Genomic DNA, 12,748 nt, shown 5'->3' on the forward strand with positions numbered 1-12,748 from the left:
GATAGTTTTTTGGACTAATCGATCATGAAAATGATTGGATTTATTTATTTTTTAAAATTAAAAGGCACATTGTCGCAAAAATTAAACGATTATATTTAAAAGTTTAACTATTATTTTTGTAACAATTATTATTCTGATTACTGGTTAGTTATAAAGTTAAAAAATGCGATTAAATTAGTCACTTTTTATCAAAAAAAATATTTTCAGTGAAATCAACTAAGTAAAATCAATTAAATAAAAATAACTAAGTAATAGTAACTAAACAAATAAGACTAAATTACCATCTTTATTTTTAACAAAATTTTTATATTTCAGCAAGTATCTTGAATTTATTAAACAAAAAAAACTTTAAATATCTAATTTTAAAATCTTCCAGCAAAAAATGGTTTATTTAAATAAAATTCTAATTATTTTTATTGTATTTTTATTGTAACTTTACATTAACTTAAATTTTTTATTTAGGAAATTAAGGAGTTAATCAAGTTGTCTACTAAGGCTAAGTATCTAGAAAATACTTACTTCTTGATGAAATTTATATTTTTAATAATTTAGTAATACTAAATAATACGTATAACTACATTTTAAACAAGTCAAAATACATAAATTATAATTAGTGACAAAAAAAATGTCGTAATCACGATAAAAAAAACCAAGCTTTTACTCTTGAAAATTTATTATGTGATTTGTATTACTAAAAAAAATATAGATTAATTTATCATTGCCAATAAGGGTTTTAGCTGCTTACAATAAGGCAGTGATTTAAGTCAAATCATAATCAAACAAGAGAGAGCGTTAATTATGTCAAGTATTCTTTCTAATTTTAGTACCACTCCATTAATAGAAATGACTAACTCCGATTTGGGTTTAGACATTGTTGGTAAACAGCTAAAAAGCAATGTATTTATTATTGAAGGTGATGGCGATGATTTTGTCATTGGTGGTCAAAAATTTGACTTGATTAAAACCGGTTTGGGAGACGATAATATCGCTGGCTTAGGTGGAGATGATAAACTTTTCGGTGGTGCTGGAAACGACACTATTAGAGGAGGAGTAGGTGACGATTATCTCAACGGTGGCGATGGAGATGATATTCTCATCGGTGGTGCTGGAGATGATGTGATCATCGGCGGTAAAGGTGCAGACATTATGAGTGGTGGCGCAGGTTCAGATATTTTTGAATTCTTCGCTGAAGATTTAACTTCAGGAGAAGTAGATAAAATTCTTGACTTTACTAAGGGAGAGGATTTAATTCGATTCAAGGGTATTGGTAGTGACGCTACTGTTCAATATGACAAAACCACTGGTAAAGTCTCAATTGATGGTCAAGATGTGATTTCTCTTGATAAAGGTTTAAATCTTAATGCAGAAGATACTGATAATAATGGCAATTGGGAACTTTTCTAATTGAATTACTTGGTAATTAATTGAATTTAAATCAGAACCCACGGCAGTTGTCGTGGGTTTGCTAATATGAGATATCTCATAGTCAATCTTTCCTCAGTTAAGCAACCTGCTAACGTCATTCGAGCAGGATGTGATCGATACTAGAAAATATTCAGATTGTTTCTATTGTTGAGAATATATATATGAGAGGAGAACTCTCGATTCAAACGATCAAATCTTATCTAAATCAAGGGCAGTGGAGTACTGTAATTGCAGTCTGCACAGAAGCTTTACAACATAATCCTAGTAGGCTTGAATTATACCCATTGTTAGGAAAAGCTTTTGCTCATCAAGGAAAATGGGATAATGCGATCGCAGCTTATCAACAAGTTCTCGATACCCAACTTGATCAAGCGGAAATTCATGCCGAACTTGGTCTTTTATATACTAAACAACACAAATTAGTTAAAGCAGCTTGGCATTATCAACAAGCTTTGACTTTGAAACCAGATTGGGATCAATTGCAATATAATCTAGCAGTTGTTTTGCATCAATTAGGAGATTGGCAAGGAGCAATTGCTGCTTATCGTCGGACGATTGCCCTTAAACCAGGTTATGCAGCAGTATATTTTAATTTAGGGGTACTGTATGATCAAAGAACGCAATTAACTGAAGCGATTGAAAATTATTATCAAGCAATTAAACTTCAACCGAACTACATTAAAGCCTACAGTAATTTAGGTAGTATCTTTGCCAAACAAAAAAAACTCAATGCAGCCATTGAAATTTATCAACAAGGATTAAAACTAGATCCGACTTGGGGAACGCTACATAACAATTTGGGACAAGTCTTCTGGTTTAATGAACAACCAGATCGTGCGCTAGCTAGTTTTGAAACTGCGGTAATAGTAGAACCAAATATGGCTTTGGCTCACCATAATCTCGGTAAATTATGGCAACAACAAGGAAATTTCAATAATGCGATCGCACATTATCAAAAAGTAATTGAATTAGAACCTAATAATATTTGGGCTTATAGTCATTGTGCTGACGCTTTGCTCACTCAAGGAAATTTACAATTAGCGGTTGATTATTTACGTAAAGCGATCGCTCTACAACCGATTTTTGTTAAAACCTATTGTCAAAGAGTTCAGTCTGTACAACCAAAGGATTTACTTGAACAAGCTAAATTTACTTGCGCTCGTTTTTTAGAAGCTTTACAACAAAAACTTGAGTATGAACAGGTTTATGAATTTTTCTGGCAAACTTATTTTTATTTAGGCGAAATTTTGTTTGAATATGGTGGAATCAAGCAAGCAGAAATTTATTTTCAACAAGCCTTACAAATTAAACCCCGAGAAGTGGAGTTATATCTGCGTTTAGGCAATTGTTTAGCCAAACAAAAAAAATTAGATGCAGCCATAACCATTTATCAAATGGGATTGACGCTACAACCCAATCATCCTCAAATTTGCTTTCAATTAGGCAAAATTCTGGAACGACAACAACAAGCAGAACAAGCGATCAGTTATTACGAAACTGTTTTGCAACAACAGCTAGATGAAAATGTAGAATCTTGGCAACAATTACCCAATCTCTTTCCTTCAGATCATAATTTAATTCAACTGCCTCAGCAAATTTATTATGATACTCAAGCTTGGATTAGAGATTGTGAATTAGATGACTTTAATTACGTCCAAGTGCCTTGGGAAGGTACAAAATCAATCAAAACTAATAAAGAAATTTCCCAACCAGAACTCATTAGTTTAACCGAACGAGAAGAACTTGAAGCTAATTGTGCTGGTGTCAATTGCTCGGTTTGTATGAGCAAATTAATTGAGCAGTTTAAACCAGTTCAAATCAGTCGAAATGCTTATCAGTGTTCTGAGTTAACCACAAGTATTGATACTCCTCAACCCTTTGTCGTTAATATCCCTGAAGCAAGAGCGTGGATTGCTCCCCAAAAAAATGAGTGGATCATCTGTAATGCGATAGCAGTAATGACTCCTGATGGTTATTTATTAGGAGATTTATCTCGTCATTATCCTTGGTTTTTACCTGGGTGTCCTTATCAAAAACGTCGTAGTCATACGATATTTAGTTTGGACGAAATGCCGACTTTAGAAAGTCTTGAGGGAACAGTTGTTTTACTCTCAGGTTTGGCTGGTCATGTTTATTATCATTGGATGATTGATATTCTTCCCAGAATAGAGATACTGCGACGCAGTGGCATAGACTTAAACCGAATCGATTGGTTTGTGGTTAATAATTTTGACCGACCCTTTCAAAGAGAAACGCTTAATTTACTTGGTATTCCCGCAGCAAAAATCATCCCAAGCGATCGCCATAGTTATTTACAAGCTCAAGAACTGATCGTACCTTCTTTTCCTGGTTATTTGGATTGGGTTCCTTTCGAGACTATTAAGTTTTTACGTCAGATTTTTTTACCTCAGATCGATCTAGCTCATCATCGTTATCCAGACTTAGTTTATATTAGTCGCGCTCAAGCACGTGGTCGACAAGTAATTAATGAAACGGAAGTTACTGATTTATTAAATCAATTAGGATTTAAAACAGTCTTTTTAGAAAAAATGTCTGTGTTGGAACAAGTTGCTTTATTTGCTCATGCGAAGGTGATTGTTTCGCCTCATGGTTCTAGTTTAACTAATTTAGTTTTTTGTAATCCTGGTGTAACAGTAGTTGAACTTTTCTCTCCTCATTATGTTAGAACAGATTACTGGATTATTAGCCAGCAACTACAACTCAAACACTACTATTCGATTGGAGATAGTTTTGATTGTTCTACTTTGAGGCACTTAATGTATCAGAATTCTCTTACCGAAGACATTCTTGTAAATTTAAGTTCTCTTAAATCAATTTTAAAAGTAGTTGGACTAATAAATTAAACAGAAATTATGGGCAAAATTAGCTTGGAATTAGCCCGATAAAAATATTTTTGAATCCTATTCCATCAAATCTTAAATTTTTGGTATTTGCTCCGTGAATCTTAACTATTTAACTCAAGCCATTGCTAACTGTGAAGCAATTCTCCATCAACAAGAATTTCAGGCTGAAACTTGGCAACAATCTTGTCGTGATTTAGGTAACCTGTTGCAAGGGTTAGGTCGATTTGATCAAGCGATTGTTTGGCATTCTCTAGCTTTAGAAAGTAAACCATCACTAGTTGAAGCTTATACTCACATTGGTCAGCTATATGTTCGCGAATCTCAATGGGAATCAGCAATTAATTGTTTGAAACAAGCTCTAAAATATCAACCCAATTCGGTACAACTTTATTCAACACTAGCTCAAATTTACAATCAGCTAGAAGAACCAGAAGCTGAAATGGAATGTTGGTATCAAGCAACTCAAATTAATCCTAATTTAGTCAATGCTGGAGGTTATCATAAATTAGCTAAAGCATTTTATCACAGAAATAAGCTCGATGAGGCAATTAACTGTTATCAACGAGCAATCGAGCAGAGTGAAGCTAGCGAAACGAGACAGAGTAACTTTGAGCCTCATTATGAACTAGCTGAAATTTGGCTTGAACAAAGAAAAATCAATCAAGCGGTTTCCTGTTATCAGCAGATTTTAGATCAAGATCCTAATCAAAGTCGCGCTCATCATAAACTGGGAACAATTTATCTTCGGCAACAACAATTTGAGGAAGCTATTACTGAATTTAGACAAACAATTCAAATTGAGCCTGAGTTTCCTGGAGGATATCGAGATTTAGTTAAAACCTTGATTCAATTTCAAAAATGGGATGAAGCGATCGCAACTTGTCATGCCATTATTAATTTAGTCGAGGAATATCCTTGGGTTTATGTGCAATTGGGTAACGCTTTAAGGGAAAAAGGACGCATTTCTGATGCGATCGCTAGTTTTCAAAAAGCCTGTGTTTTAAAAGGTTGGCAAGAATGTCGGCGTAAAGACTACAGCTTTACTCAAGATAATTTTAGTTATCGAATTTCTTTGTGGCAATCTTGTTTGCAATCTTTAGCTAATCAAGCAGACATTCAGGCATTAGAGATTGGTAGTCACCAAGGAATGTCGACTTGCTGGTTACTTGATCGAATTTTGACTCATTCTTCAGCTAAATTGACTTGTATTGATTCTAGCTTTGATCGCTATTTTGAAAACAATCTTGATAAAACTCAAGCACGAAGTAAAGTAACTCTAATGAAGGGAGAGATACAACAGTTACTTGCCACTCTGATTCCCAATACCTATGATGTAGTAAATCTTCAAGATCGATGTAAATTAACAACTCAAATCGAACAAGATGCTGCTTATATTTGGCAACTGCTGAAGGTGGAAGGAATTGCTATTTTCAATGATTATGGTTGGATCAATCCTACTAATCCCTCACAAAATCCCAAATTAGGTATTGATCGCTTTCTGGAGTCTATCAAAAATCAATGGGAAATTGTCAGTCATGCTCCCCAAATTTATCAATTAATTATTCAAAAAAAATATGAATGACAGCTTTAATTCGCTGGATTTCAAAGCGAATCTAACCACAACAATTGAACAATATCGGCAGTTAATTAAACTTAATCCTGAACGAGCGGAACTTCATGCCGATTTAGGTAGTTTATATGCTCGTCAACAAAATTGGCAAAAAGCGATCGCAGCTTATCAACAAGCAATTAAATTAAATCCTGATTTTGCTGGTGCTTATCGTAATTTAGCTAGAGTTTTAACTCAAACTGGTAATCAATCCAAAGCAGTGGAGCGTTGGTATCAAGCTTTACAGTTAGAACCGAATTGGGCAAAAGCCGAAAAACACTATTTGTTGGGAAATACACTGATTACTCATCAAAAAATTGGTAAAGCTGCTCAATGTTATCGTCAAGCAATTAAACTAAAACCTGACTTTCTGGCAGCATATCAACGTTTAGGAGAAATTTTAGCTAGTCAAGGAAAATATCGGCAATTAATTACTTTATTTCGTCAGGGAGTCAAATTTAATCCCGATAATCCCCAATTTCACTTTGGTTTGGGTAACATTTTAGCAGCCCAACAACAATGGGAACAAGCGGGTGCGCAATATCGTAAAACGATTGAATTGAACCAAAATTTTGCTGTCGCTTACTATAGTTGGGGTGTAGTTTTAACTCAACAACAAAAATGGCAGAAAGCGAGCGATAATTATCAAAAAGCGATCGCACTTCAACCAAACTATTGGGAAGCTTATCATCAACTCGGTAATGTTTTGAATCAGCTTCAGCAGTGGCAAGAAGCGATCGCAGCTTATCAAAATGTTGCTCAAATTAATCCTAGTTTTGTTCCTGTTTATTTACAGTTGGGCAAAATCTTTTGTCATCTTGAAGACTATCAATCTGCTTTAAATTCTTATCAAACCGCTTTAGAATATACTACTCAATCATCGACTTTAGAACAACAAGCAGTAGCTCTTTGTCAAGAAGCGATCGCGCAAATACCAAAACCTACGGCGAAAGATTATTATCAACTAGCTAAATTTTTTAGAGCTAAAAGTCATTTTAAAGCAGCTATTATTACTTATCAACAAGCTTTAAAGATCAATCCTCGTTTTCAATCGGCTTATATCGATCTACAATATACGCCTACCGATCCACAATTACTTGAAGAATTAATTCCTTTTTATCAAAATATTGTTAGCGAGCATCCCAATCTGGATGTTGCTTGGGGTAATCTAGGCGATGCTTTAAGCGAACAAGGTAGAATTTCTGAAGCAATTGATTCTTATCGCAGTAGCTCTTATCAGCGAGTAATTAAAATTTATCCTTCATTAGCTTCCTTTGATTGGCAACACAAAAAAGAACAAGGACCAAACTTTATTATTGCTGGTGCAGCAAAAGGAGGTACATCTTCACTTTATAACTATCTTAGTCATCATCCGCAAATTCTGCTACCTCATAAAAAAGAATTAGATTTTTTTTGGAAACATTATCAAAAAGGAACTGATTGGTATTTAGCTCATTTTCCCTCAATCAGCGATCAACCAGATTATCTTACTGGAGAAGCTACACCCAACTATATTCGTTTTCCTGTCGTCGCCGAAAGAATTTATCAATCTTTTCCTCAAGTTAAACTTATTTTTTTATTGCGTAATCCTGTTGAAAGAACAATATCTTGGCATTATCACAAAGTTAATCATGGTCAAATCAATAGTAGTTTAACAGACGCGATCGCACTCGAATTAAAACAATTAGAAAATCAGGATGTAGCTAAGTTAGCTCAGGCTGGTTATCGCAATCCTGATAATATTTTGGGTAGTCTTTATTTTTATCAACTCCAACCTTGGTTAGAATTGTTCAACCGAGAGCAATTATTAATTCTTCCCAGTGAAGACTTATATAATAATCCTGCTCAAGTCATGGAACAAGTTTTCAGTTTTTTAGATTTACCTAATCATCCAATTTCCAATTATCTTAAAGTTAATGCTGGTTCATACCAAAACAGCGACTCTCAATTAAAAAGTACTTTAACTAATTACTTTCAAGCTCATAATCGACAATTAGAAGAACATTTAGGTATCAAATTTAACTGGGATTAAACAGTAGAAAAATCAATAATTTATCGTAGTTTTCAATTTATTAGACTACATTTTTAAATCAGGTAAAAAGCGAAATAATAAGTTCTATTGAACTTAAAATCGTTGTAAATTTGAATCTTAATCAAGTACTTATCTATTGTTTGAGAAAATGTTAAAATACGCCTCCTTCTTATCAAAAAAATTTAGAATAAAAACTATATTTTGTAGGATTATATTTTAATCGATCACTCTTTTTTCAGCAAATTAATCAACTTCAATTCGCTAACCAATCTTGGAAACAATCTTGATTTAATTATTTACACTAAAAAACTATTAATCTATGTCAAATCAAAAGCCTTTCTCTAATCACAAAAAACAAGGTAAACAATTTAAAAAAGGAAGAGGTGCTTCAACGTCAAATGATGCTTCCAATCCTTTACCTAAAGCAGGTAGAGCAGGAGCAATTCAAACCAATTGGAAAACGATTGATTGGACACCCAAAAAACTACTAATCGCTTCAATTTTGATTGGCGCACCTTATTTAGCTGGAGTAATTGCCAGTTTGTCAGCAGGATTATTTGTGATTACGTTTATTTTGATTGGATTAGGAGGATTTGTTGGCATACTGTATGGAATTTTACGATGGCTTGAGCAAGCGGAGCTTTAAAAGAAAGTGCAAAATGATTTTTAAGTAATTAATATGTAGAACTGAAACACTTAAAAAACAAGCAAAACTTTGAGGATTTTTGATATTTTTATACCGAAAAAGTAATTCTGTGGATATCATAGGTTGAATATTAACTCCTCATTCAAAAGCGATCTCGCTCCCAGCGAAGCTGTCCGCTCTTGAAATAGTTCATCATAATTAAAAGAGACCGAATAATGGAAGCCAATCAAATATTTCAAAATCTTCAAGAAACTCAGTTTCTGCAAAAGCTTTCTTCCCACGACAAAATCATTTTTATTGGGGAAACAAACACAATTAATTATCTTCAAGATTTTTTTAAAAATAACAACGGCGAACAGAATAATTATTATTACAATTGGGACAATAAATTTAAACACGAATTATTGATTGAACCTCAACACTTAATCAATTGTCAAGCAATAGTAATTGCCTCAATTGATAATGAACATATAATTTTTGAAACTATTAAAAATCAAATTAATAATTTAAAGCTAAAAATTACAGTTTTGAGATTATTTACAGATATTTTTGTCAATTTGATGTCTGAGCAAAAATTACTACAAAGTTCTGATTATCAAGTTCAACTGCCACAAACAGCCTATGCAATTATAACCACTCCTCGTTCAGGTTCAAATTTTCTCTGTAGTATTTTAAATTCTACTAAAATTGCTGGATATCCTAAAGAACATTTAAGACAAGCTAGCGTAGTCATAGCAAAATCTTGTCAGTTTGATTATATTAGACTGTTAGAAATTCTCATGACTTATCAAGTAACACCCAACAGTGTATTTGGTACTAAATTTATCTCACATTTTTTAAAAGATTTTCAACAAACTCAATTTGATTTTGACAAAATATTTAAGCTAATTACTAAATATATTTATCTAGTCAGAAGAGATAAAATAGCTCAGGCTGTTTCTGTAGTTGTGGCACAAGCAACCAATGTTTGGCATATTGATAATTCTAACAGACAACTTGATTATCAAACTAAGTTACAAACTATTGATATTGATGATTATTTACTTGAAAAAGTTCATAGAAATTATCTTTCATTAGAAGAGGGAGAAAGATATTTAAATCAATTATTTGACAAATATCAAATTTCTCCTTTACGAATAGAATACGAACAGCTATTAGACAATAAAGCTGAACAAATACGTAAAATTTTTGATTATTTAAATATCAAATATTCTCAAGAACATCTAACTGATTTGCAATCTACTTTTAAAAAGACAGGTTCTAGTCTTTCCGAGCAAATTATTAGTAAATATCAAGAAAAGTATTTATTTAGTAAAATGGAAAAGCAATAGCTTTAAAATTTATTACTATAGCAAGCAAACTATAGTACGCGGACATCATAATCTTAAACTAAGGAAAAGGAAATGTCTTAATCTTTGCTTCAACTACTATAAATGGTCGAATTAATTTCTGTTTAGGTACTTAAAATCGCAGAACATTTCTTTAGATATTATTAAAAGTTTATAAATCTCAAGGTGTATTTGAAGAAAAACATAAGCGAACTGCGATCGCACTAAGCATAGTAGTTCTCACGCTCTATGAGGTACACTCGTTCGCTCTAGATTTTTGTTAATAGTTAATTGCTACTTTTTGCTTTATAACTAGTAACTGATAATGCTGTATCTTACCAGTACGAGAAACGCTATAGTATGACAAATTAATCGACCAGCACATTAAACTATTCAAGATTATTTTCTTGCTCAACCTTTAATGAGCGTCCTTTGAGTAAGATTACTTGAGTCGTTTTTGCTTGCTTTTTAGTAATTTGAGTAGCAAGATGTTTTGTATCAAAAGCTAATAAGTTTGATTTTTTTAATTGTTGATAACGGTTTGTTAAGGCACAAAGACTACACATATTGATCGCTTTTTTAATCTTTTTTGATGATATAAAAATTGTTGATAATATCGTGATCGAGTTGGTGAATTTCTACACTACTAAACCCAGCTTCTTCTAACATTGTCAAAGTTGTTTCTTCACCCCACATTGTTCCTAAACCCATGCCACCTACAGCTAAAGATACAGTCATACAATGCATACAAGAAATTGTATATAACCAAGGAGCTAAAGGATGATCAAGATTACCGCTTACATCACTTTTTGCACGAATATCTTGCATCAAATAAACTCCATCAGGACGTAGTGCTTGATAAATATTTTTTAGTACCAAATCTGGTCTAGCTTGATCGTGAACAGCATCAAAGGTAGTAATCAAATCGTATTTTTCTACTTCCTCAAAAATTGTAGCGTCTTTAACTTCAAACTGAATATTATTTAATCCTAACTGTGAGGCTTCTAGTTGAGCATTTGCGATCGCTTCTGAAGAAAAATCATAGCCTTTAAATTTACTGTTGGGAAAAAGTTTTGCCATTCTATTGAGTGCTTTTCCTCTACCACAACCTACATCTAATACTTCGATACCCTTTTCTAAAGCTTCAATTAGTCCAGGTACTAATGGTAAAACAGACTCAGTTAAGGCTGAAACGATAGTTTGCTCACTCTCTTCTGCCATAATCTCATGAAAACGCTTGAAAGCAGAATAGGGTACGCCTCCACCTTGATAAAAACAATCAACAATTTGATCTTCTACACTGCCAAGTTGAGCAATAAACTGAGAAACAATAGCAATGTTGTCGGGAGTAGCTTTTCTTGTCAAAAAGGCTGCGTGTTCTGGAGGGAAATAATAAATGCGATCGCTTTTGTTATAATCGACAAAACGACTTGTAACCATTGCACCTAACCACTCTCTAACATAACGTTCTTCCAAACCTGCTGCTTGGGCAATTTCTTCGCTAGTTGAAGGGGGTAGTTGTGCCATCGTATCAAATAAACCTGTCCGATGACCGATAGAAATCATTAAAGAAATTGCACCACTGTTGAGGATATTCAGCAAACCTTCAACAAAAGCTTCTGCTTTAGTGGGATTGAATTCTGTAATAGTTGTCATATAAAATTCGATGATCGCTAATTGATTTACTTCATTCAAATTAAAAAGCGATCGGGAAAAAGTAGGGATAATAGTAATCAGTTATCAGTAGAGACGCGACACGTTCCGTCTTTACACCAGTTATAAAAATAAAAAATTTGTTCTCTAGATCTTCTCTATTTACTATTTATATATTACGTATCGATAAAATAATCAATCATGGTTGTGAAAGAACCGATCACAATAGATTTTTCTCAAGATCGAACCCAAACGATCGCAGCACTTAAACAAGTTTTACCTCAATCATCTCTGCTTTCGAGTTACGATACTGATTGGGATGGAATTTACTGTTTTTATGACAACTATGCAAATCCTGGAAAAAGTCGAGAAGCTGTTAGTCCTCAATATAATCTTCTGATTTTTACTGAAAATCCCAAACCTATCGATGCAATTCGCAAATTAGATGGAACTCTCAAAAAAGAAGCAGTCAAACCTGGAGACGTAGTTATAATTCCCTCTGGGGTTAGCCATCAAGCTGAGTGGTTTGATCCTGGTGGTTTTATTATATTGGGTTTTGAATCAAAAGTCTTAAATTACACGTTGTTTGAAACAATTGATCCAGACCAAGTAGAAATTGTACCTAATTTTGCTCAACCAGATCCTTTAATTTATCAATTAGGATTAAAACTTAAAACTGAATTAGAATCTGGTGGTTTGGGTAGTCGTCTTTATGCAGATGCGATCGCAAGTTTATTGTCAGTACATCTATTAAAACATTACTCAAATCAAATACCTCAAATCAAACATTATAGCGATGGTTTACCTCAATATAAACTTAAACAAGTCTGCGAATATATTGATGCTAATTTAAATCGCTCTTTAGGATTAAATGAACTGGCACAATTAGTACAAATGAGTCCTAGTTATTTTTCCCGTTTATTTAAACAATCTACAGGTTATGCACCTCATCAATATTTAATTCGTTGTCGAGTCAAACGCGCTAAAGAATTATTAAGTCAAAAAAAATTTACTATTGCTGAAATATCTTATCAAGTTGGTTTTGCTAATCAAGGACATCTTAATTATCACTTCAAAAGAATTACAGGAATAACTCCTAAAGCAATGCAGACACAAATGTCTAAAAAATTAGTTATCCCTCATTCTATCTAAAAACATTTTTCAGTTAACTATCAATAATCAACCATTAAC

General features: G+C 33.1%; 9 protein-coding genes. 7 read left to right on the forward strand and 2 right to left on the reverse strand.

Annotated elements, in window-relative coordinates; translation table 11 throughout:
* The first annotated feature begins 798 nt into the window (after positions 1–798).
* From STA7437_RS10630 to STA7437_RS10655, 6 genes are all read left to right on the forward strand, one after another.
* The gene (locus tag STA7437_RS10630) at positions 799–1,404 is read left to right on the forward strand and encodes a calcium-binding protein (RefSeq protein WP_015193388.1); all 606 of its coding nucleotides are present in this window, start codon (positions 799–801) and stop codon (positions 1,402–1,404) included.
* 182 nt (positions 1,405–1,586) lie between these two features.
* Positions 1,587–4,289 (forward strand): tetratricopeptide repeat protein, encoded by a 2,703-nt coding sequence (locus tag STA7437_RS10635; protein WP_015193389.1) that lies wholly within the window; start codon positions 1,587–1,589, stop codon positions 4,287–4,289.
* A 94-nt stretch (positions 4,290–4,383) separates the two neighbouring features.
* On the forward strand, positions 4,384–5,871 hold the full coding sequence (locus STA7437_RS10640; RefSeq protein ID WP_015193390.1) for a tetratricopeptide repeat protein: 1,488 nt from the start codon (positions 4,384–4,386) through the stop codon (positions 5,869–5,871).
* Positions 5,864–7,930, forward strand: coding sequence for a tetratricopeptide repeat protein (locus STA7437_RS10645; protein WP_015193391.1), 2,067 nt, complete (start codon positions 5,864–5,866; stop codon positions 7,928–7,930). Before STA7437_RS10640 ends, STA7437_RS10645 begins: the two co-directional genes overlap by 8 nt.
* Positions 7,931–8,249: 319 nt before the next feature.
* Positions 8,250–8,576, forward strand: coding sequence for a hypothetical protein (locus STA7437_RS10650; RefSeq protein ID WP_015193392.1), 327 nt, complete (start codon positions 8,250–8,252; stop codon positions 8,574–8,576).
* A 215-nt stretch (positions 8,577–8,791) separates the two neighbouring features.
* Positions 8,792–9,907 (forward strand): Stf0 family sulfotransferase, encoded by a 1,116-nt coding sequence (locus tag STA7437_RS10655; protein WP_015193393.1) that lies wholly within the window; start codon positions 8,792–8,794, stop codon positions 9,905–9,907.
* Between the two features lie 386 nt (positions 9,908–10,293).
* On the opposite strand, the gene STA7437_RS26575 is transcribed toward STA7437_RS10655, so the two are convergent.
* Both STA7437_RS26575 and STA7437_RS10660 read right to left on the reverse strand, forming a co-directional pair.
* Positions 10,294–10,470, reverse strand: a complete 177-nt coding sequence (locus STA7437_RS26575; RefSeq protein ID WP_015193394.1) for a hypothetical protein — start codon at positions 10,468–10,470, stop codon at positions 10,294–10,296.
* A 13-nt stretch (positions 10,471–10,483) separates the two neighbouring features.
* Positions 10,484–11,560: a class I SAM-dependent methyltransferase gene (locus STA7437_RS10660; RefSeq protein WP_015193395.1), complete on the reverse strand. Its 1,077-nt coding sequence runs from the start codon at positions 11,558–11,560 to the stop codon at positions 10,484–10,486.
* Between the two features lie 198 nt (positions 11,561–11,758).
* Between STA7437_RS10660 and STA7437_RS10665 the strand changes: the two genes are divergently transcribed.
* Positions 11,759–12,709 (forward strand): AraC family transcriptional regulator, encoded by a 951-nt coding sequence (locus STA7437_RS10665; RefSeq protein WP_015193396.1) that lies wholly within the window; start codon positions 11,759–11,761, stop codon positions 12,707–12,709.
* The last annotated feature ends 39 nt before the right edge of the window (positions 12,710–12,748 follow it).

Origin of the sequence: Stanieria cyanosphaera PCC 7437 (assembly GCF_000317575.1) — a bacterium.
GTDB lineage: Bacteria > Cyanobacteriota > Cyanobacteriia > Cyanobacteriales > Xenococcaceae > Stanieria > Stanieria cyanosphaera.

Bases quoted from the DNA above. Each gene is read 5' to 3' on its own strand.
- STA7437_RS10630 (WP_015193388.1), top strand. From the start codon at position 799: ATGTCAAGTATTCTTTCTAATTTTAGTACCACTCCATTAATAGAAATG.
- STA7437_RS10635 (WP_015193389.1), top strand. From the start codon at position 1,587: ATGAGAGGAGAACTCTCGATTCAAACGATCAAATCTTATCTAAATCAA.
- STA7437_RS10645 (WP_015193391.1), top strand. From the start codon at position 5,864: ATGAATGACAGCTTTAATTCGCTGGATTTCAAAGCGAATCTAACCACA.
- STA7437_RS10650 (WP_015193392.1), top strand. From the start codon at position 8,250: ATGTCAAATCAAAAGCCTTTCTCTAATCACAAAAAACAAGGTAAACAA.
- STA7437_RS10655 (WP_015193393.1), top strand. From the start codon at position 8,792: ATGGAAGCCAATCAAATATTTCAAAATCTTCAAGAAACTCAGTTTCTG.
- STA7437_RS26575 (WP_015193394.1), bottom strand. From the start codon at position 10,470: ATGTGTAGTCTTTGTGCCTTAACAAACCGTTATCAACAATTAAAAAAA.
- STA7437_RS10660 (WP_015193395.1), bottom strand. From the start codon at position 11,560: ATGACAACTATTACAGAATTCAATCCCACTAAAGCAGAAGCTTTTGTT.
- STA7437_RS10665 (WP_015193396.1), top strand. From the start codon at position 11,759: ATGGTTGTGAAAGAACCGATCACAATAGATTTTTCTCAAGATCGAACC.